Annotated in this window: 20 protein-coding genes, 2 rRNA genes and 1 pseudogene; all 23 read right to left on the reverse strand. The window is 37.7% G+C overall.

Features of this window, described 5'->3' with window-relative positions; all coding sequences use genetic code 11:
- Positions 1-7: 7 nt before the first annotated feature.
- Positions 8-283, reverse strand: coding sequence for a septum formation initiator family protein (locus tag NC818_04920; protein MCM8784095.1), 276 nt, complete (start codon positions 281-283; stop codon positions 8-10).
- Complete coding sequence (eno, locus tag NC818_04925) at positions 280-1,587, reverse strand: phosphopyruvate hydratase (protein ID MCM8784096.1); 1,308 nt, start codon at positions 1,585-1,587, stop codon at positions 280-282. Before eno ends, NC818_04920 begins: the two co-directional genes overlap by 4 nt.
- Positions 1,584-2,186 (reverse strand): phosphoribosylglycinamide formyltransferase, encoded by a 603-nt coding sequence (purN, locus tag NC818_04930; GenBank protein MCM8784097.1) that lies wholly within the window; start codon positions 2,184-2,186, stop codon positions 1,584-1,586. Before purN ends, eno begins: the two co-directional genes overlap by 4 nt.
- A 39-nt stretch (positions 2,187-2,225) precedes the next feature.
- On the reverse strand, positions 2,226-2,942 hold the full coding sequence (tatC, locus tag NC818_04935) for a twin-arginine translocase subunit TatC (protein MCM8784098.1): 717 nt from the start codon (positions 2,940-2,942) through the stop codon (positions 2,226-2,228).
- Positions 2,942-3,115 (reverse strand): twin-arginine translocase TatA/TatE family subunit, encoded by a 174-nt coding sequence (gene tatA / locus NC818_04940; protein ID MCM8784099.1) that lies wholly within the window; start codon positions 3,113-3,115, stop codon positions 2,942-2,944. Before tatA ends, tatC begins: the two co-directional genes overlap by 1 nt.
- A gap of 76 nt (positions 3,116-3,191) precedes the next feature.
- Positions 3,192-4,166, reverse strand: a complete 975-nt coding sequence (locus tag NC818_04945) for a M48 family metalloprotease (protein MCM8784100.1) — start codon at positions 4,164-4,166, stop codon at positions 3,192-3,194.
- A gap of 128 nt (positions 4,167-4,294) precedes the next feature.
- A complete protein-coding gene (gene secD / locus NC818_04950) occupies positions 4,295-6,478 on the reverse strand; it encodes a protein translocase subunit SecD (GenBank protein MCM8784101.1) in 2,184 nt (727 codons plus the stop codon).
- A 53-nt stretch (positions 6,479-6,531) separates the two neighbouring features.
- Entirely contained in the window at positions 6,532-6,732 is a 201-nt protein-coding gene (gene yajC, locus NC818_04955) for a preprotein translocase subunit YajC (GenBank protein MCM8784102.1), read from the reverse strand.
- 158 nt (positions 6,733-6,890) lie between these two features.
- On the reverse strand, positions 6,891-8,057 hold the full coding sequence (tgt, locus tag NC818_04960) for a tRNA guanosine(34) transglycosylase Tgt (GenBank protein ID MCM8784103.1): 1,167 nt from the start codon (positions 8,055-8,057) through the stop codon (positions 6,891-6,893).
- Positions 8,047-9,240: a tetratricopeptide repeat protein gene (locus NC818_04965; GenBank protein MCM8784104.1), complete on the reverse strand. Its 1,194-nt coding sequence runs from the start codon at positions 9,238-9,240 to the stop codon at positions 8,047-8,049. Before NC818_04965 ends, tgt begins: the two co-directional genes overlap by 11 nt.
- Before the next feature lie 5 nt (positions 9,241-9,245).
- A complete protein-coding gene (queA, locus tag NC818_04970) occupies positions 9,246-10,292 on the reverse strand; it encodes a tRNA preQ1(34) S-adenosylmethionine ribosyltransferase-isomerase QueA (GenBank protein MCM8784105.1) in 1,047 nt (348 codons plus the stop codon).
- Between the two features lie 22 nt (positions 10,293-10,314).
- Positions 10,315-11,463, reverse strand: coding sequence for a SpoIID/LytB domain-containing protein (locus NC818_04975; protein ID MCM8784106.1), 1,149 nt, complete (start codon positions 11,461-11,463; stop codon positions 10,315-10,317).
- 19 nt (positions 11,464-11,482) lie between these two features.
- A complete protein-coding gene (locus NC818_04980; GenBank protein MCM8784107.1) occupies positions 11,483-11,707 on the reverse strand; it encodes a DUF2905 domain-containing protein in 225 nt (74 codons plus the stop codon).
- Positions 11,700-12,251 carry an epoxyqueuosine reductase QueH gene (locus tag NC818_04985; GenBank protein ID MCM8784108.1) on the reverse strand — a complete coding sequence of 184 codons (552 nt, stop codon included), beginning with the start codon at positions 12,249-12,251 and terminating at the stop codon, positions 11,700-11,702. Before NC818_04985 ends, NC818_04980 begins: the two co-directional genes overlap by 8 nt.
- An 11-nt stretch (positions 12,252-12,262) precedes the next feature.
- The gene (gene ruvB / locus NC818_04990) at positions 12,263-13,291 is read right to left on the reverse strand and encodes a Holliday junction branch migration DNA helicase RuvB (protein MCM8784109.1); all 1,029 of its coding nucleotides are present in this window, start codon (positions 13,289-13,291) and stop codon (positions 12,263-12,265) included.
- A gap of 7 nt (positions 13,292-13,298) precedes the next feature.
- The gene (locus tag NC818_04995; GenBank protein ID MCM8784110.1) at positions 13,299-13,928 is read right to left on the reverse strand and encodes a helix-hairpin-helix domain-containing protein; all 630 of its coding nucleotides are present in this window, start codon (positions 13,926-13,928) and stop codon (positions 13,299-13,301) included.
- The gene (gene ruvC / locus NC818_05000; GenBank protein MCM8784111.1) at positions 13,925-14,461 is read right to left on the reverse strand and encodes a crossover junction endodeoxyribonuclease RuvC; all 537 of its coding nucleotides are present in this window, start codon (positions 14,459-14,461) and stop codon (positions 13,925-13,927) included. Before ruvC ends, NC818_04995 begins: the two co-directional genes overlap by 4 nt.
- Positions 14,462-14,683: 222 nt before the next feature.
- Positions 14,684-15,436, reverse strand: coding sequence for a YebC/PmpR family DNA-binding transcriptional regulator (locus tag NC818_05005; GenBank protein MCM8784112.1), 753 nt, complete (start codon positions 15,434-15,436; stop codon positions 14,684-14,686).
- Positions 15,437-15,610: 174 nt separating this feature from the next.
- Positions 15,611-17,641: an elongation factor G gene (gene fusA, locus NC818_05010; GenBank protein MCM8784113.1), complete on the reverse strand. Its 2,031-nt coding sequence runs from the start codon at positions 17,639-17,641 to the stop codon at positions 15,611-15,613.
- Positions 17,642-17,773: 132 nt separating this feature from the next.
- Positions 17,774-18,044, reverse strand: a pseudogene (locus tag NC818_05015) (cupin domain-containing protein).
- 156 nt (positions 18,045-18,200) lie between these two features.
- The gene (locus NC818_05020; GenBank protein MCM8784114.1) at positions 18,201-18,380 is read right to left on the reverse strand and encodes a hypothetical protein; all 180 of its coding nucleotides are present in this window, start codon (positions 18,378-18,380) and stop codon (positions 18,201-18,203) included.
- Between the two features lie 865 nt (positions 18,381-19,245).
- Positions 19,246-19,362, reverse strand: a 5S ribosomal RNA gene (gene rrf, locus NC818_05025).
- A gap of 33 nt (positions 19,363-19,395) precedes the next feature.
- A 23S ribosomal RNA gene (locus tag NC818_05030) occupies positions 19,396-19,916 on the reverse strand; the annotation flags it as partial.

The raw sequence follows: 19,916 nt of genomic DNA on the forward strand, positions 1-19,916 counted from the left end.
GTCAACTCTATTTCTTCTCTGAAGGAATTTTATAAATTATTTCTCCGTCTTTACCTAACTTCAATTCTTCTCTTGCTACTTTTTCGATATAAGTAGTATCGTATTGAAGTTTATGAATCTCCTGTTTCAACTCTCTGTTCTCGTTTTTTAATACTTTAATTTCTTTTTCCAGTTCTTTCTTGTGATTATACAATCTTTGAATTCTGACAAAACCGGGTAGATATATAATAAAGATAATAATTGTTATAAGTAAAAAATTAAAAAATTTTTTTTTAACAATCATCGCACCTTCGTCTTTGCTCTAATTTTCTTAAGGAGAACCTTCCCCGCATAAACAGCATTTTTACCCAAATCTTCCTCAATACGTAAGAGTTCATTATATTTAGCAATGCGTTCAGAACGACATAAGGAACCAGTTTTGATTTGTCCTGCCTCTGTAGCAACCGCCAAGTGAGAAATAAACGTATCTTCAGTTTCGCCTGAACGATGGGAAATAACTGTAGTATAGTGCTTGGATTTTGCCATTTTTATTACTTCTATAGTCTCGGTGAGGGTACCGATTTGATTTAATTTTATAAGGATAGAATTAGCTACTTTCTCTTGAAAACCTCTCCTTAACCTCTCAGGGTTAGTAACAAACAAATCATCCCCTACTAATTGAATATTTTCTCCTAACCGCTCTGTAAGTAATTTCCACCCTTCCCAATCATCTTCCGCAAGACCATCTTCGATAGAGAAAATAGGGTACTTGTTTACCAAATTCTCATAAAAATTGACCATATCATAACTGTTTTTCTCGGAAGGCAACTCTGTTTTCAAAGAATATTTGCCACTTTGATAAAATGAACTTGCAGCAGGGTCTAAAGCAAGAAATATATTATCTCCTGCTTTATAACCTGACCTTTCTATTGCTTCTACTAAAAGACTAAGGGCTTCCTCATTAGAATTGAGCGAAGGGGCAAATCCCCCTTCATCACCTACCGCAGTAGAAAGTCCCTTTTCCTTAAGAATCTTCTTTAGATTGTGAAATGTTTCTGCCCCTGCTCTCAATGCCTCCCTAAAGGTGTCAAATCCGAGTGGAGCAATCATAAATTCTTGGAGGTCAAGATTGTTGTCTGCATGGAGTCCTCCATTTAAAACATTCATCAAAGGAACAGGTAGAATTTTGGCACTTCTGCCTCCTAGATAATAATATAGAGAAACTCTCTTTGAATTTGCAGATGCTCGAGCCACCGCAAGAGAAACACCCAGTATAGCATTGGCTCCTAAATTTTTCTTCTCTTTAGTCCCATCAAGTAAGACCAATAAATTATCTATCTTATCTTGTTTTAAGGGGTCTTTCCCTTTTAACTTAGGAGCAATTACTTCGTTTACATTATTCACTGCCTTTAAAACCCCTTTACCCAAAAAACGCGTCTTATCCTGATCACGTAACTCTAATGCCTCATGTTCACCGGTCGAAGCCCCTGAAGGAACACACGCCCTTCCGGATACTCCATTAGAAAGTATAACATCTACCTCTACCGTAGGGTTTCCTCTTGAATCTAAAATCTCTCTTGCTTTAATTTTAGATATGGTTAGTCTCATTTTAAAATCCTCACCCTCCTTCCTTCAATTTTTAATTTACCCTCTACAAATAATTTTATTGCCTGCGGATAAATTCTATGTTCTTCCTTGTGGATACGTTCTGCTAAAGTCTCTTCTGTATCATCATCCTTAACCTCTACTGCACTCTGTAAGATTATAGGCCCATGGTCCATTTTACTATCCACAAAATGTACCGTAGGACCTGTAATTTTTACTCCATAATCTAAAGCGTCCCTTATCCCATAAATTCCTTTAAAAGAAGGTAAGAGTGCAGGATGAATGTTCAAAATCTTATTTTGATATTTCTGCACAAACTTCGGACTAAGCATGCGCATAAAACCTGCCAGACAAATCAACTTGATATTATGTTTTTCTAAGTTCTTGATAATCTCTTCTTCAAAATCTTCTCGCCTAGAAAAATCTTTGGGATTAACAAATACTGTTTTAATACCCGCTTCTTTTGCTCTCACCAAAGCATATGCATCTTTGTTATCAGAAACGACCAATGAAAGATTTGCCTTAATCTGCCCTTGTTTTACTGCATCTATAATTGCCTGAAGATTTGTCCCTTTGCCTGAACAGAAGACTGCAATATTCATATCTATAATTGGTTATTATAAAATAATCTAATTCGTAATTCAACTAGATAACTTATTTTTATTCCATACTAACTTAGACAACCAAATAGAAATTTCGTAAAGAAAAATCATCGGAATAGCCAAAAAACATTGAGTAAAGACATCTACGGTTGGGGTAATAACCGCCGCAAGGATAAAAGCCATAACCATCATATACTTCCATTTTCGTCTCAATAAGTAAGGATTGACCAGGCCCACTTTTGTTAAAAATAACACCACTACCGGAGTTTCAAATACTATCCCCGTAGAAAAAACAAGCATGCCTACAAAAGAGAAATAGCGTCCCACAGAAAACATAGGTATAATTTTATCAGTAGAAAAACTCAACAGAAATCTTATTCCCAAAGGAAGAACGAAAAAATAACTAAAAACTAAACCTAAGAAAAATAGCACTAACGACAAAGGAAAGAAAAGACGGACATATTTTTTCTCTTGAGGGTAAAGTCCGGAACTGATAAAAATCCATATTTGATAGAAAATAACGGGTGAAGCTAAAATAATCCCTCCTATAAAAGCAATCTTTAAATAAACTAAGAACAACTCCATAGGATAAATAAAAATCAATTGTTCTACAGGTTTTGCAAGAAAATCTAAAATTTCTTTAGCGTAGCGGAAGGAAATTATTGAACAAAGAATAAACACAATTAGACATACGATAATTCGATAACGAAGCTCTTCTAAATGTCCAATTAAAGTAAGGCGCTTATCATCCTGCATCAGTTATCTGAAGGCTTTTCCTGCTTCTCCTCTTCTCCTTCTTTTATCCCTTTTTTGAACTCACCAATAGATTTTCCTAACGCACGGGCAATTTGGGGTAAACGACTTGCTCCAAAGACAAGGAGAAGAATAATCAAGATAACAATTAATTCTGGCATTCCTATCCCAAACATATTTACCTCCATTATTGCTAAAAGTTTACACTTTACGGGCTACAGTAAACAGCAAATCTTAACCACCATATACCTTTTACTGTGAACTATTACTAGTTACCGACAATTGCTTAATCCTTTTCAACATATTGGGATGAGTGCTTAAAAGCTCCATTAGCTTATCTGCAAAACCTAAACGGATACGTCTTGTACGTATGACTTCCAACTCATTAGGATCAATTGTCCCCGACATGTCTAAGTCAAGCTGTTTTAACTCGTAAATTTCGTGCAATGCCTTGGAAGGGTCGTTGACAAAGAATGCTTTTAAACCCTCTATCTCCCTCAGTTCCTCCTTATCTATACGCGCAGAACCATAAACAAGTTTATATAGTGCGGTGGCGAGCCAAGAAGGATGATTCCCTAACTTTACAGAACCCCGGTCAGCAAAATATTCCCGAATACGCGATGCATAAAGCACTAAAAGATTGGTTATGAAATAAAAAATAAAAGCTAATAAACCAATCAGTGCGGTGTTTGTGCCACGACTATCCCTTCTTCTACCACCTCCAAACCAAAACATATGCCAAGCGATACGATAGAGAATCATGGGAATTACCGAAAGAATGGTAATGGTAAGTACATCACGATTTTTTAAATGGCTTATTTCGTGAGCTAATACTGCCCGTAGTTCATTATGGTTAAGAAGTCTAAGTATTCCCTGTGTCACACACACTCTCCCACTGCGCAATCCATGACCAAAAGCAAAAGCGTTGGGTAAATAAGTGGGAGAAATCCCTATTTTGGGCTTAGGAATATTTGCTTTCTCTATTAGACTATCAACTATCTGATGCAATTCGGGAGCTTCTTTTCTGTCTACATACTTTATATGCATTGACCATTCCACAATCTTTGGGCCAATTAAATACTGAATATACATTAGAAAAAGAGAAATAATTAAATAAAAATAGAAATTGGTTATACCCATTTGCACTCCAATGATGGTAACAATCATATATAAGATGGCAAATAAAACTGCTAACAGGAGAAACATCTTGACCCTTAAAAAAAACATTTCTACTACACCTCCTTATCTTTCTTTCTATTTTTATATTATACTCTAACAAACACCATAAATTCTATCCTTAAAAATCATAATGAGCGGTGAGAAAACTGTGGGTAAAGAATTGATTTACTAATGCTCTAAGACACAGCTTGCTTTTTTTTCATCATTTGCCAAGTAATTACCAAAGAAGTAGCAATGTAAATTGTGGAATAGATTCCCGAAAGCATACCCACTAAAAGACAGAAAGCAAGATTATTCAATACCGTCCCACCCCAAATAAAAAGTGATACCACAACAAAAAGTGTGGTAAGGGTAGTAAGAATTGTACGTGACAGAGTTTGATTTATGCTTTTATTAATTATCTCTGCTAAGCTTTCTTTTTTAAACAACCGCATATTTTCTCTTATCCGGTCGTAAATAACAATGGTATCATTTATGGAATAACCTGCAATGGTCAAAAGTCCAGCAACAACGGTAAGAGAAATCTCTCTATGGGTAAAAGCTAAAAAGCCTACGCAGACAAAAACATCGTGGAAGAGAGCAATTACACCTGCGATTCCAAAATCAAAATGTTTAAAACGGAATCCAACATAAACAAGAATGCCTACCATTGCCCAGAAAATAGCCCAGACAGCCTTCTGTCTTAACTCTTTCCCTACAGATGGCCCAACCTGTTCTACCCTTCTTACCTCTATGGGGTTATTGGAGAAATCCTGTTTTAATTGTGCAGTAATATCCTCTGTTTTTACCTTTGCGGTTCTGATAATTATATCATTATGACCACCTACTTTTTGAATATTAGCATCCGTTGCTCCAAGTTTATTCAAAGAATACCGTATGTCTTCTATCTTTATATCATTTTTAAATGAATATTCCACTAAATACCCTCCACTAAAATCTATCCCGTATGTCTTCTCTCCAAGATAGAAGAAATAAACTAACCCCCCTAAGACTACCAATAGGGAAATAAAATAGAAAATTTTTCTTTTCCCAATAAAATCGAATTTAAGTTCTCTTTTAAAAAAACGGAGCATAGAATATTTCTTGATTATTCCTAAAGATAAAGCGGTTTCGGTAATGGTCCTTGTTACAATCAGAGCAGTAAACAAACTGGCGAGGATTCCTGCAGTAAGAGTTATGGCAAATCCCTTTATGGGACCAGTACCAAACTGAAAAAGGAAAAATGCCGCAATTAAAGTAGTAAGATTAGAATCAAATATAGCACTGAAAGCTTTGTCATATCCTGTGGCAATCGAAGCACGCAGAGAACGACCTGTTTTTAATTCCTCCCGAATTCTCTCATTTATTAAAACGTTAGCATCAACAGCCATGCCCAAACTCAAAGCAAGCCCGGCAATACCGGGGAGGGTTAAGGTGGCATTAAAGTAACCTAATACTCCCAAAACAATAATAAAGTTTAAAAGTAGAGCCAAATCTGCCACAAAACCAGCAAAGAAATAATAAACAATCATAAAAACTACGACAAAAATAGTCCCGATATAGGTAGCAAAAATACCTGCACGAATGGAATCTCTTCCTAAACTCGGTCCTACTGTACGTTCTTCTTCAATCTTGATAGGAGCGGGCAATGCACCTGCTCTTAGAACGATAGCTAAGTCATTAGCTTCATCGATACTAAACCTTCCGGTAATCTGTGCTTCGCCCGAAGGGATTCTTTCTCGGATTACCGGGGCAGAATGTACTACACCATCTAACACAATAGCTAAACGCCTACCCACATTTTCGCCTGTCACCTGTGAAAATATCTTTGCTCCTTGGCTGTTAAACTTCAAAGAAACATAAGGGGCCCCAAACTGGCTCTCAAAACTCACTCTCGCATCGATAAGAGTATCTCCTGTAAGGCTTGCTTTTCTCCGAACTAAAAGCGGTTCTTTATCCAGATATTTTAATTCGTAATCTTCAGCTATATTGTCACTTAACGCAGCCCTTAACAATTCCGGGTCATCAGAAATAAGTTTGAATTCTAACTGAGCAGTTTTACCAATAATTTGCAAGGCGCGTTCACGGTCAGTAATCCCCGGCAACTGTACTACAATGCGATCAACACCTTGCTTTAATATCGAAGGTTCTCTTACTCCAAACTGGTCTATACGATTCCGGATAATCTCCAAGGCTCTATCTACTGCATCATGGCGAGTCTCCTGCGGAATTCCTGAAGTGTCAACTTTCAAAACTAAATGCATTCCCCCTTGCAAATCAAGCCCAAGGTTAACTTTCTTACTCAAAGGAAAAGCATTCCAAGAGGCTATACCCATGACAATCGAAATCAACAACCATTTCCATTTTAAATTGCGTTGCATAATTCCCTCCCCCTTCGATTATTAAATTCTAAATCCGAATTTCAAACTTACAATCATTTCTTTACATAGGCTATCGCAGATTTTTCGATCATAATCTTTGTATTATCATCAACCTTAAGCACGACGGTTGTATCTTTTATATCTACAATTGCTCCATGAATACCACCGGAAGTAACCACCTCATCGTTTTTCTTCAAATTTTTAAGCATCTCCTGGTGTTCTCTTTCACGCGTTTTTTGTGGTTTAATAATCATGAAGTAAAAGACAAAGAAAATTAAAATAAGAGGTAAGAGACTAACTATAGGATTTGGTGCAGGTGTTTGTGCTAAAAAGGAAAAAAATAAATTTACCAAAATCTACCTCCTTTCGTCTTATTTTACCTCACAGCTTAGCTTGTTTTTGCGATATCATATCACTCCCGAAGATAATTTGCAAGAAAATCTTTCCTGAATTTATCAAAGAAATTGTTTTGGATAGCTTCTTTAATATTTTGAATTAAATGATTATAAAAATATATATTATGCAACGAAATAAGTCTTAAACCTAATATTTCTTCACTGTTGATAAGATGACGAATATAGGCACGAGAATAATTCTGACAAGTATAGCAAAGACATTCTTGATCAATGGGAGAAAAATCTTCTTTATATTTAGCATTTTTTAAAATAAGTTTCCCTTGATAAGTAAAGGCACAACCATTTCTACCGTTTCTTGTAGGTACCACGCAATCAAACAAGTCGTAACCAAAAGATATGGCCTCAAGCATATCCTCGGGGTGTCCCACTCCCATAAGATAGCGGGGTTTATCTTCAGGAAGCCAATTTGCCACTTGAGAACTCACCTCATAAATTAACTCTTGAGGCTCCCCTACACTAACACCCCCTACAGCGTAGCCGTCAAAACCGATTTCGTTCAACCTTTCAAGACATTCCCTCCGTAAGTCTAAATAAGTAGAACCCTGGACAATGCCGAAAAGCATTCCATAGTTTGTAGTAGATAGTTCGTTGTTTCTAATTCTGGAGGGGCAAACTCTCGACTGCGAACTATGAACCATCTTGGAACGTTTTGCCCATCTAACTGTTCTCTCCATCGCTAATCTTGCACGGTCTTTTTCACAAGGAAACTCCACACATTCATCCAAAGGCATCATAATGTCTGAACCCAAAATATCTCCCTGGAAATGAATTATCTCTTGGGGAGTGAAAAAATATTTTGTACCGTCGATGTGTGACTGAAATTCTACCCCCTCATCATTTATTCTCCTTAAATCAGAAAGACTTAAAACTTGAAAACCTCCGGAATCAGTCAAGATTGGTTTTTCCCAAGACATGAATTTATGTAAACCACCCGCTTTTTTAATTATTTCTTTACCGGGTCTTAAGAACAAATGATAGGCGTTGGCAAGAATCATTTCTGTCTTACAATCAAACAAATCTTGATTGGAGAGAGTCTTTACCGTAGCCTGGGTAGCAACGGGTAAGAAAATAGGAGTAGTTACCTCTCCGTGAGGAGTAGAAAGCTTACCTAATCTTGCTTTGGTCGAATAATCTTTATGTATTAAACTGAAACTATTTCCCATCTCTATAACGCTCAATCTTCTCAATTTCTTTCTTAAGCAATCTCACTGTTCCCTCAGTTTCTCCCATTTTTATCTTTAAAAGTAAATCTTCTTCACCCTCTTTAACAATTTCCCCCCTCATTGTTCTCCCGTTTCTAAAATATACCATATCGTATCTTTTCTCTTCCTTTCCTAATATTGGGGCTTGCTTCTGAGAACCCTTATCCAAAGTAGCATATATTCCTGATAAATCAGATTCCAAGAATGGATAATCGGAACAGAGACTTTGTAACTTTTTGTAATAATAGATTGCATTTTGATAATCTCCTTTGTCTCGATAAGTAGAGGCAAGCCCATATAAAACTGTGAGATTATCGGGTTTTAAAGAAAGTGCTTTTTGAAATTCAGCTATTGCCTTATCGTATGCCTCCAATTTTGTGTGTGTCTGCGCAAGGTCATTATAAGCTTGGACATCGCTGGGCAAAAGTTTAACTACCTCCTCATAATATTTTAATGCTTCCAAGAAATTTCCTTCATTAAAATAAATGCTTCCCAAAAGCCGATAGGAAAAAGGGTAAGTTTTGTTCTCTTGTATGACCTCATTAAGTTTCATTTTAGCGTGTTCCTTATCCCCTCCTTTTAAATAAAGAAATGCTAGATTATATTTTACCACTACAAAGTCAGGTTTTAAAAGAAGCGCTTTTTCAAATTCTCGTTCTGCCTGTTCAAAATTATCTTCCTCTAAATAATCAAGTCCTGAATTAAGACAAAATGTAGAATAGTCCAAAATAATCTCCTCCCTTAACTCCTTGGCTTTCATATATTGCGGAGATGAAGCGATTAGGCTATCAAGCTCGGCAATCGCTTCTTCATACAGACTCAGTTTTTGATAATACAAAAGAGCCAAATTATAACGTGTTTTGATAAAATCGGGTTTTAATTCTAAAACCTTCTTATACTCCGTAATTGCATTTCCATAGTTATGTTTTTCCTCAAAAGCGACCGCTAAATTATAATGGGTTTCTACGAAGTTTGGATTGATTTTTAGACTTTTATAAAAATATTCTATGGCAGAATCAGGTTCTCCTTTCTCCAGTAAATCCATCCCCCGATTATTATAGTAGATTGTTAACAACGTATGAAAACGAGAAAAAACTATCACCACTGTTAAAATAAGTAAAAGAAATATGATTTTTCTATACATATTAATCAAACTATCAACATGGCATCGCCATAGGAGTAAAAGCGATATCTCTTCTCAATCGCCTCCTGATAGGCCTTTCTCCAGACAGCCGAACCGCAAAAGGCGGCAATGAGCATCAAAAGCGTGGATTTGGGGAAATGAAAATTGGTTAAAAGCATATCGGTCAGTTTAAAATCGTAGGGAGGATAGATAAAGAGACTAGTGTAGCCCTGTATTTCTTGTGGAAGCCAGAAGCCAGAAGTCTTAAGTTGACATGCTACTGTTTCCAGAACACGGCAGGAAGTAGTACCCACGGCTATGATCTTTCTACCTTTCTTCTTAGTATCTGAAATAATCCTTGCCGTCTCTATAGGAAATTCATAATATTCTTTGTACATCTTGTGGGCTTCGATATTTTCTTCCTTTACCGGCTTAAAGGTGGCATAGTTTACATGCAATGTTACATAGGCAATATTTATTCCCTTATTCATAATTTGTTGGAGTAAGTCTTGCGTAAAATGCAGGCCGGCAGTAGGGGCAGCTACTGCGCCCTCTTTCCGAGCATAAACGGTCTGATACCTTGTTCTGTCCAGCTCAACCGATTTTCTCTTTATATATGGCGGCAGGGGAATATCTCCTGATTTCTCAAGCGCTTCGTTCAAATCTCCAGAACTTTTGAATTTCAATATTGCAAAACCTTGACCGTCTTTTTCTATCAGCTCTGCGCGTAGTCCATCACCGCTAAAGACAATTGCCTCTCCCAAAGAAAACTTTCTCGCCGGTTTCAATAAAGTCTTAAAGGTGTCCTCTTTTATCCTCTCCAACAAAAAAACTTCCACCTTTCCTGAGGTTTTTTCTCTCAAACCGAATAACCTGGCTGGAATGACCTTGGTGTCGTTTAACACCAAAGTATCACCTTCTCTAAAGCACTGGGTTATGTCGCTAAATTTACTGTGGGAAATTTTCCCAGAGGAACGTTCCAAAACAAGCAGACGCGAATCGTCGCGCCTATCAAGCGGAAACTGAGCAATCAATTCTTTGGGTAAATGATAATCAAACTCAGAAATATGCATTTGTAAAATTACTGATTACGGGTTACCGATTACCGATTACGGACTTTATTTCTGTTCCCGGATAATAAAACCTTAAAATCTCTTCTGACTTATAACCTTTAATTGCCATGAAATACGCTCCCCATTGACAAAGCCCTACTCCGTGTCCCCAGCCATAACCGCGAAAAACTGCCCCATCGGATTCGAGTTCCACCTCGAAATTTGTACTTCTAATGACCTGGGGGTCAAAAATCTGGCGGAATTCTTTGGCGGCAATCTCAAATTTACCGTTCTCCGCAATGACATTTAATTTCCTTATCCGTCCACTGGCATTTTTTTCTTTAGGAACAATACCCAGAATTTTCCCCGAAATATAATATCCATTAGCACTCAACTTCTCCTTCAGTTCCTTCATAGAAATAAACCTCTCCCACAAATAATGTGGAGATTGATAACAGAAATCACACTTTACTCCCTTCAGTGGAGGAATATCAATATTCCATAGCTCTGAAGCATCTTCGGTCGCCCCTCCGCAAGTAGCATGGAAATAAGCAGGAAATAGTTCCCCTTTATAAATAAGGACTTTTCCTTTTGTAAGATTTACAGCACGAGTAGTGCGGTATCTCTCTGCATTCCTCCCCCCATAAACTTGAGAATAAAAATCACTGGTTAAATCATAATCTTTATTTTTATTTATCCTCTGTTGATATAGAGCATAGGTACGAGAAGCAATTGCGTGGGCTTTAAGTGCTTCCATGGGCCAATACAATGAAACTTCATGACAAAGTACTCCATAAAGATACTCCTCAAGTTCAACGTGATTAATGACAAGGAGTTTTAAACCCTCAGTTTTTAAAATATCTATCTCACCTCTATATTTTCTTCCATTTATAACAACCTCTCCTTTTTTTCTCAAAGGTTTAATCTTTATACCAGAAACCTTATAATACCGTTCTCCAATCTTTAATCCTTCCACTGAAGGAAAAACCTTTGCTTTCTTTAAGTAAGAAACTACTTCTATCAATCCAGAATTATTTAATTGTTCTATACTACAGCTCTCATGAAAAGAAATTTCTACGGTAGGAACGTTATTGAATACTGCCACCCGCAATATGATTGGCGAGGCCTCTTCTTGAGCAAAAGTTAAATCAGATTTTATAATAAGTAACAAAAATAAAAAAAAATTCTTCATTATAATCTCTTAGCGTCTTTTATTTCATAAAACGACTAACGAACCAGAGAATAAAACTTAAGAGTATACTTAATAGAAGACACGTGGCAAGGGGAAAATATAAACTAAAATTATTTTTCTTGATTAAGATATCCCCGGGAAGCTTCCCTAACCAAGGAATCCTCTCTCCTAAAACAAAAATAATCCCCAAGCCAAAAAGAACTATCCCTAAAAATATTAAAAATCTGCCAAATGCGCTAATCATTTAAATCTTTCTTTGCTAACCTTTCTTCTCTTTCTATTTTACTGTAAATACAACCACAATAATTCTGGCGATAAAGTCCTATTTCTTTTGCTTTGTTCTGTGCTTCATGAAATCCTTCTCTAAAATCATAATATAAAAATTTAACTTTATATTTATCGGCAATCTCTTCGCCCAATATTTTGATTTTACTCTGGTCCTGAAACGGACTTACCAAGAGTGTCGTTGAGAAAGAACCAAAATCATTATCTCTGGCATAAGCAGCGGTCTTAGTCAAACGTAGTTCCCAACATTTAGAACAGCGCGGATAAATCCCCGGATCAACTCTTGTAAAGAAATCTTCGGGTAAATATTCTAAATAAACAATCTTAAAATTTTCCCTCTTAGACAATTCATAAAGAGCCTCCCTCCGTTTTATAAATTCTTCCTCGGGATAAATGTTAGGGTTATAAAAAAAACCGGTAGTTTGGTACCCCTCTTCCTTAAGTTTAGAAAAAGGGTAGATACTACACGGCCCACAGCAAATATGTAATAATACCTTTTCCATTTCAAGTTTAATTAAAGAAACTCTTTCTGTGATTCCTTGGGATAGGGAATACCAAAGTGTTCATAAGCAAGAGAGGTTACTTCCCTTCCTCTGGCGGTTCTCTTTAAAAAACCAATTTTTAGAAGATATGGCTCAACTAAATCCACTAAAGTATCTGGTTCTTCATTCAAGGTAGCAGCAAGGGAATCAATGCCTACCGGTCCACCTTTAAAAGAATCGGTCATCGTCCTCAAAACTTTAATATCCAGAGAATCCAACCCCCGTTTATCAATCCCGAGCATTTCCAGTGCTTTAATGGCTATTTCATGAGTAATTATGCCTTGGCCTTTTACCTGCGCATAATCACGCACCCTGCGTAATAATCTGTTGGCTACCCGTGGCGTTCCGCGTGCACGCCGTGCAATTTCTTGGATTGCTTTCTTATCAATCTCTACAGCTAAAATCTTGGCAGAGCGTTTAACCACTTCCATAATTTCTTCTTCGGTATAAAAATCCAAGTGATAAAAAATGCCAAATCTTCCTCTCAAAGGAGCGCTTAACAATCCGGCTCTAGTAGTAGCGCCGATTAAGGTAAATGGTTTAAGATTAAACTTTATTGTCTTTGCATAAGGGCCTTTGTCCAAAACAAAATCTATTTGGAAATTTTCCATTGCAGGATAGAGGAATTCCTCCACTACTTTGGAAAGCCGATGAATCTCATCTATAAAAAGAATGTCTCCTTTTTCTAAATTGGTAAGTATTCCAATTAGGTCTCCCGCACGTTCTATGGCAGGCCCAGAAGTAGCAGTAATCTTTGTCCCCATCTCGTGAGCGATGATATGCGCAAGAGAAGTCTTACCTAAACCCTGCGGGCCAGAGAGGAGAATGTGTTCTAACGGTTCTTTTCTATTTAAAGCAGCCGAAATAGTTATATTTAAACCTTCTACAACCTTGCCTTGTCCGATAAACTCCTCTAAACGTTGCGGTCTTAAAGAAAGGTTAAAAATTAAATCTTCCTCGGTTTCCTGTGGAACAATTATTCTTTCTCGCTCTTCTTGCATATCCTTATTACCTCAATATCTTGCGGTTACGATAGATTTCATTCAACAATGCCTCTGTGGTATCTATTGTTGGATTTCTCTCTAAGGCTTCTTTAATCATCTTTTCTGCCTCGTATTTCTTATATTGTAACTGAAGCAGTACCGTTAAAGCCTCATTTTCAATACTCTCCTTTTCTATTTTCTCTCTCGGTAATTCCTCATCTTGGATTAGCCCAAACTTACCAATTTTACCCTGTAATTTAGCAACTATCTCTTTAGCCCTCTGTTTACCAATACCGGGCAGAGAACTGAGAACACCGATATTACCTTCATCAATCGCACGTGCAATCTTGGAGATAGGCATATTTAAAGCCTTTACTGCAGTACGTGGTCCCACTCCCGAAACACTGATAAAATATTCGAAAAACTCTCTTTCAACCTCATTGGAAAAACCTATCAAAATAGGGATACTTCGATTGGGTTCCATCTGATGATAGTGATAAGTAACCAGAGAAATCACATCTTTAACCTGATAGTTCCTCTCGATATTATGCATCACTGTGGGAGGGACAATAATTTCATAACATATTCCCTGGACTTCTAAAATAATCTGGTTTTCCTTTCTTTCAACGATTGTACCTTCTATACGGGAAATCATTTCTTAAAAAAATAAAGATTTTGTGATTTGGAAGCTTTTCTTAAGCGATGACAGTCTGTTTCTACTATATGTGCGTGAGCAAGAGCAAGTGCAAGCGCATCGGAAACGTCTTTCGGTTGAGGAGTTTGTTCCAAGCCAAGAAGGTACTGAATCATCCTCTGAATCTGTTCCTTTGTAGCATTGCCTCTTCCGCAAATTGCTTTTTTGACACGGGTGGAAGAATAGCCTATAAGAGGAATTTGCTTTTCTTCAGCCACCAAGCTTATTACCCCTCGTGCATGGCCCATAAGAATCGCGGTTTTAGGGTGACGGTAGTGAGAATAGAGCTCTTCTAAAACAATTGCATCGGGATGAAATTCTTCGACTAATTTCTTTACTCCTTGATAAATCTTCCCTATTTTCTGAGATAAGGAGAATTTTTGTGTGGTTTTTATCACTCCTGCTTCTAAAATGCGGGGGTTAAAATTAAGATTTGCCTCTACCAACCCGTAACCTGTAATGTTTAAACCCGGATCAATTCCTAATATGCACATCTTACAATATATCAATTAGTCAAATAGTCGAAAAATAAACCTTTGATTTGTATAATTATATAACCGAAGGAGGAGAATTGTAAAGGAGAAAAAATAAAACTCTAACTGCGAAATACTTGGATTATGTAGCTAACAACGGAAAGATTAACCTTAATTTTCTATTTCTATTCGTGAGGTCAATAAATACTAAAATACCTAACTTCCCATCTAAATACTCAGCTATTAACTCCCCGTTACTTCTTTAATAAGCTCATCGGGAACATCAAAGTTAGCATAAACATTCCTTACATCCTCGTGATCTTCTAACTCCTGAACTAGGGCAAGAACCTGTTTTGCAGCGTCCCCTGTAAGTTTTACCGTATTAGCAGGAAGCATGGTAATCTCTGCGGAGATATATCTTATTTGAGAATCGAATAAAGCCTGTTTAACTTTCTCAAAATCCTGAACAGGAGTGGTAATTTCATAATTATCCTCTTGAGTAGTTATATCTTCTGCACCCGCATTTACTACAATGTCCATCAACTTTTCTTCGTCTATTTCTTTTTTATCTACTACAATAAAACCTTTTTTATGAAAAATCCAGCTTACACTTCCGGCGCCTGCAAGATTTCCACCTTTACGGGAAAAGATGGTTCTAATCTCCGCGGCGGCACGATTCTTATTGTCGGTCAAAAGTTCCACCATAATCGCTACCCCATTTGGGCCATACCCTTCGATGGTCATCTCTTCGTAACTCACTCCTGGTAATTCTCCCGTTCCTCTCTTTATTGCTCTATCAATGTTATCCGAAGGCATATTTGCCTCGCGAGCTTTCTGAATTAAGAGGCGCAATTTAGTATTGGTCTCAGGATTACCACCTCCTTGCCGTGCCACAGCAGTTAACTCTTTAGCTATTTTTGAAAAAAGTTTTCCTTTTTGGGCATCTACCAGAGCCTTTTTATGCTTTATCCCTGCCCATTTAGAATGACCAGACATATCTTACTCCCCCTGTTTACTTTACTGAAACGCCAAACATTGATTCTAGATAAATAGATTTTTTATTATATACCTTCAAAAGGAATCTGTAAATAATAAAAATTAATCAATCTTTATAATTTGCACCCTCTTTGTTACTAAATTAAAAACTCACTTAACTCTCTGTTACTAAGCTTATTCTTCCTTTGTATCCTTAGGTTTTGCTTGGGCAATAATGCGCTCAGAAATTTTTGCAGGAACCTCCTCATAATGCGAAAACTTCATAGTATAGAAACCCCTTCCCTGTGTCATAGAACGAAGGTCGGTAGCGTAACGAAACATCTCTGCCAGGGGCACCTTAGCACGAATAACCTGATTTTTTCCCTTTATATCTACACCTTGAATCCTGCCTCGACGAGAATTAAGGTCACCGCTTATTTGTCCCATATATTCCTCAGGAACACATATTTCTACATCCATAATCGGTTCAATAAGCACCGGACCTGCTTCCAGAGCTCCCTTTCGTAAAGCCATTGCCCCCGCAATTTGGAAAGCCAAATCCGAAGAATCTACGGGATGGAATGAACCATCATAAATAGTCACTCTCATATCCACCAAAGGATATCCTGCTAACACCCCCTCGGACATCGCTTGAATAACTCCTTTTTCTACTGCAGGAATATACTGACGGGGAACCGCACCTCCAAAAATCTCATCCACAAATTCAAAGCCTTTCCCGCGGGGTAAAGGTTCCAGTCTTAACAAGCAATCTCCATACTGCCCTCTTCCTCCGGATTGCCGTTTATATTTACCTTGCACCTCGGTTTTTTTAGTAATCGTTTCTTTGTAAGGAACTTTGGGAGTTCCTATTTCTACATCTACCCCAAATCTTTCCTTTAAACGTTGAACCATTACTTCCAGATGAAGATCCCCCATTCCCGAAATAATCAACTCTTTAGTCTGGGGGTCACGGTTTATTTTGAAAGTAAGGTCTTCTCCGGCAAGACGGGCAAGCCCCGAAGAAATTTTTTCTTCATCGGTACGGGCTTTAGGTTTCACCGAAAAAGAAATAGATGTTTCAGGAAAAACAATGGGTTCAAATAAAATTATTTCTTTCTCATCAGAAAGAGAATCTGAAGTAAAGGTATCTTTTAATTTTGCTACCGCTCCAATCATCCCAGCGCTAATCTGAGGAACGGGAACCTGCGTTTTCCCCTGAAGGATATACAATGGACCTACTCGTTCCTTGATTTTTTTTGTAGCGTTGTAAAAACCTGTGTTAGCATTTAGAACCCCTGAGTAGAGACGAAAAAGATTCAATTGACCTACATAAGGGTCAATAATAGTCTTAAATACGAAACCGCTCAACGGCTCTTCAGACGATATCTTCCGACTAATAGTAGCCCCATTAATGTCCTTGCCCTCAACATAACCTATATCCAAAGGAGAAGGGAAGTAATCAACAATAACCTCAATCAATTCTTTTACCCCTAGGTTATTAAATGCCGAACCGCAGATAACCGGAACAACTTTTCCTTTTACTACTGCTTTTCGGAGTGCCTCCTTTGTTTCTTCAGGGGTAAGTTCACCTTTCTCCAGATATTTCTCCAATATAACATCATCCGCCTCAGCAGCAGATTCAATAAGACTCTCCTTGAAATTACCTAATAACTGATGGTCAGCCTGAGAATCAAGGACATTGATTACCCCTTTAAAATTTTGAGCTTCACCCTGAGGAATAATTAAAGGAACGCATTTCCTCCCAAATTGCTCCTGAATACTTCCTAAGGCAAGAGTAAAACTCGCATTTTCTTTGTCCATTTTGTTAATAAAAATTAAGCGGGGAATTTTTTTCTCATCAAGCATTTCCCAAATACGTTCCGTCCCCACCTCTACCCCACTGGTAGCATCAATAACTACAATTGCGCTATCTATTGCTCTTAAAGAAGAAATCGCCTCCCCAATAAAATCTGCATAACCGGGGGTATCCAAAAATTGCATCCTCAACCCTTTATAATCGGCATAGAGTAAAGAGGTATTTATAGAAACTTTACGGGCTATCTCATCAGAGGAATAATCGCTTACAGTGTTTCCTTCATCAACTTTCCCCAGACGATTGGTCATTCCGGCATTATAAAGGATTGCTTCACTGAGCGAAGTCTTTCCTGCCCCCGCATGAGAAAAAATACCAAAAATACGCAAATCTTTTATCTCTATCCCTGACATAAAACCTCCTGGAATAATATTGTAATAATATTAAAAAAGTAAAAAAATTATAACAAAAAGAAAAAGAATTGTAAACGAAAATTTTTAGGAAGGTATATATTATTAAGCTACGGTAAAATTAAAAGTAATCTTCTATTTAAAATTATAATGTTTCTTTACTGGTTTCTTTACATACCCAGGTACAAGAAAGGCTTTTGGGGAAAGTAACAAAATCTCCTTTTCCAAATCTTATCTTCTTACCTTTATCGGTCTCTACTTCTACTTCACTTCCTAAGAAATAGCACTCTTCTATTGAATCATAAGTCCAGTTAAAACGTGAAATCCCTTTTGCCCATATTGGCCAATTGAATACTCCACGGTTCTTGAGTTCATCATAAAATAATCTTTCAATCTTGATTTCCATAACCCCTCCTTTCTAATCCTATTAACAAAAAATCCCGGCAACTACCTACTCTCCCGTGCCGTTGCCAGCACAGTCGGGTACCCAAACGAATAGTTTGGGTCGGGCCTTGAGGAGCTTAACTACCGTATTCGGAATGGGAACGGGTGTTTCCTCCTTTTATCTGGGAAGCATATTTCTTAATCTTTGCTCTATAGTTTTGAGAATTTCTTCTGAACCCCTATTTCTCCAGATATAGGCTATTACGAAATCGTAATCAAATGCGAGCTGCTCATCCCGAAAAGGGAAGTATTTTGCCAATTCCCTGCGATATGCAAAGTAAGACTTATAATTAGCCACTCGAGCTATATCGGCTAATTCAAATAGATCAATTAACCTATCGCCTAAGGGCAAAAAAGTGCCTAAAAAAGTGCCTGACCCCTTTTCATCCTTCCTTTCTTTTAATGTTTCCTACTCTTGATAGTTAGTTTGACTTTTATTTTTATTTTTACTTTTATTTCTTTTAGACCTGTTCTTTCTTTATCAATTATTTATCAATTATTTAGCAAGAAGTATTTCTTTATATTTTGGGGGTGTGGAGGTGAACCACATAGGTAACAGTTCTGCAGGATTTCTTATCTTTGGTAGTTCTTTCTCAATATATTCCATCGGAGTCAGATAGTCAAGACTTTTATGTGGGCGATTAAAATTGTATTCCATTAATCATTCGGTTAAATTTCTGTTAAATGTCTCACAATCTAAATCTAAATTGCCATGTCTTTACACGCGAAAAATATCTCTCTATAAAGAAAATCTCTTCTACCTTAAGAATTAAAAATGAAAAGGGGTCAGACCCCTTTTGGCAAAAAAGTGCAAAAAGTGCCTGACCCCTTTTCTGACCCCAAATCTTTTGTTGTTCTGCTTACACCGATATTTATAGGATGACTCTGGATTGGGGCAAATATAAATGCAAAACTACAGGTCGCATCTGATAATAAAACTATACTAATTAATAATATTAGACTTTTCATCTCTACTGCCCTCTTTCCTTATTTTTCTCTATAAATTATACCAGAGAGTGAATGTATTTTTTAGTTGAGATTGCCAAAGTTCCTCGGCTCATCTTCTTCTATATATAATAGATAATAGAATTATAACACAAACTTTGCATTTTGTCAAGGTTTCATAAAAATTTTTATAAGTTTAAAATAATTGAGAAACAAAACCCCGGCAACTACCTACTCTCCCGTGCCGTTGCCAGCACAGTACCATCGGCCTTGAGGAGCTTAACTACCGTATTCGGAATGGGAACGGGTGTTTCCTCCTCAGTATGGTCACCGGGAAAAACTAAAATAGAGCAATTTATTTTAAATTTGTGGTCAAGCCAAACGGCTTCCTTAGTATCCTTAAGCTCAACGCGTTACCGCGCTTACACTCAGGACCTATCAAACCCGTAGTCTACGGGATGCCTTCAGGGATACCTATTCTTGGGGTGGGCTTCACGCTTAGATGCTTTCAGCGTTTATCCCGACCGAACATGGCTACCCAGCTTCTGCTCCGGACGGAACAACTGGTACACCAGAGGTTCGTTCCTTCCGGTCCTCTCGTACTAGGAAGGACCCCCCTCAAGTATCCTACGCCCACAGGAGATAGAGACCGAACTGTCTCACGACGTTCTAAACCCAGCTCGCGTACCGCTTTAACCGGCGAACAGCCGGACCCTTGGGACCTTCTCCAGCCCCAGGATGCGATGAGCCGACATCGAGGTGCCAAACCGGTCCGTCGATATGAACTCTCGGGACCGATAAGCCTGTTATCCCCGGAGTACCTTTTATCCGTTGAGCGACGGCACTTCCACATGCTACCGCCGGATCACTAAGCCCGGATTTCTCCCCT

The organism is Candidatus Omnitrophota bacterium, assembly GCA_023819145.1.
GTDB lineage: Bacteria > Omnitrophota > Gorgyraeia > DTHP01 > DTHP01 > JBFWKV01.

Bases quoted from the DNA above. Each gene is read 5' to 3' on its own strand.
- NC818_04920 (MCM8784095.1), bottom strand. From the start codon at position 283: ATGATTGTTAAAAAAAAATTTTTTAATTTTTTACTTATAACAATTATT.
- eno (MCM8784096.1), bottom strand. From the start codon at position 1,587: ATGAGACTAACCATATCTAAAATTAAAGCAAGAGAGATTTTAGATTCA.
- purN (MCM8784097.1), bottom strand. From the start codon at position 2,186: ATGAATATTGCAGTCTTCTGTTCAGGCAAAGGGACAAATCTTCAGGCA.
- tatC (MCM8784098.1), bottom strand. From the start codon at position 2,942: ATGCAGGATGATAAGCGCCTTACTTTAATTGGACATTTAGAAGAGCTT.
- tatA (MCM8784099.1), bottom strand. From the start codon at position 3,115: ATGTTTGGGATAGGAATGCCAGAATTAATTGTTATCTTGATTATTCTT.
- NC818_04945 (MCM8784100.1), bottom strand. From the start codon at position 4,166: ATGTTTTTTTTAAGGGTCAAGATGTTTCTCCTGTTAGCAGTTTTATTT.
- secD (MCM8784101.1), bottom strand. From the start codon at position 6,478: ATGCAACGCAATTTAAAATGGAAATGGTTGTTGATTTCGATTGTCATG.
- yajC (MCM8784102.1), bottom strand. From the start codon at position 6,732: ATGATTATTAAACCACAAAAAACGCGTGAAAGAGAACACCAGGAGATG.
- tgt (MCM8784103.1), bottom strand. From the start codon at position 8,057: ATGGGAAATAGTTTCAGTTTAATACATAAAGATTATTCGACCAAAGCA.
- NC818_04965 (MCM8784104.1), bottom strand. From the start codon at position 9,240: ATGTATAGAAAAATCATATTTCTTTTACTTATTTTAACAGTGGTGATA.
- queA (MCM8784105.1), bottom strand. From the start codon at position 10,292: ATGCATATTTCTGAGTTTGATTATCATTTACCCAAAGAATTGATTGCT.
- NC818_04975 (MCM8784106.1), bottom strand. From the start codon at position 11,463: ATGAAGAATTTTTTTTTATTTTTGTTACTTATTATAAAATCTGATTTA.
- NC818_04980 (MCM8784107.1), bottom strand. From the start codon at position 11,707: ATGATTAGCGCATTTGGCAGATTTTTAATATTTTTAGGGATAGTTCTT.
- NC818_04985 (MCM8784108.1), bottom strand. From the start codon at position 12,251: ATGGAAAAGGTATTATTACATATTTGCTGTGGGCCGTGTAGTATCTAC.
- ruvB (MCM8784109.1), bottom strand. From the start codon at position 13,291: ATGCAAGAAGAGCGAGAAAGAATAATTGTTCCACAGGAAACCGAGGAA.
- NC818_04995 (MCM8784110.1), bottom strand. From the start codon at position 13,928: ATGATTTCCCGTATAGAAGGTACAATCGTTGAAAGAAAGGAAAACCAG.
- ruvC (MCM8784111.1), bottom strand. From the start codon at position 14,461: ATGTGCATATTAGGAATTGATCCGGGTTTAAACATTACAGGTTACGGG.
- NC818_05005 (MCM8784112.1), bottom strand. From the start codon at position 15,436: ATGTCTGGTCATTCTAAATGGGCAGGGATAAAGCATAAAAAGGCTCTG.
- fusA (MCM8784113.1), bottom strand. From the start codon at position 17,641: ATGTCAGGGATAGAGATAAAAGATTTGCGTATTTTTGGTATTTTTTCT.